At 36.5% G+C, this 326-nt stretch carries 1 protein-coding gene; it reads right to left on the reverse strand.

Annotation, left to right across the window (positions count from 1 at the left end; genetic code table 11):
• Nucleotides 1-113, reverse strand: a 113-nt coding sequence (locus MTBPR1_RS12185) for a transposase (RefSeq protein ID WP_131813976.1), incomplete at its 3' end; no start/stop codon positions are given.
• Nucleotides 114-326 lie beyond the last annotated feature (213 nt).

The following is a 326-nucleotide window of genomic DNA, read 5'->3' on the forward strand; positions in this document are numbered from 1 at the left end:
TTTTTGGACGTTACCCCAAGTCGTTTAGCAACATCATTGATACCATAAACTCGGTCTGTGACTTGCTTAACTGCTTCAATCTTAAATTCTTCTGTATAGCGTTTGCCACTCATAATTAGCACCTCATGTTTAGTGTCATTTATAACACTATCAGGTGTCTACAATACTAGGGGCTTGCCATAAATCTTGGGTAAAAAGCTTTCGCCTCAAAAGCACTTTTAAATATCTTATAACTTTATTGTCTTGCCTAATATCTGAGAAATGGATCGCATCAATTCAGGGATTTACAATACTAGAGGCTTGCCAGAAATAATGGTTTTGTTGCT

Source organism: Candidatus Terasakiella magnetica, from assembly GCF_900093605.1.
Classification (GTDB): Bacteria; Pseudomonadota; Alphaproteobacteria; order Rhodospirillales; family Terasakiellaceae; genus Terasakiella; species Terasakiella magnetica.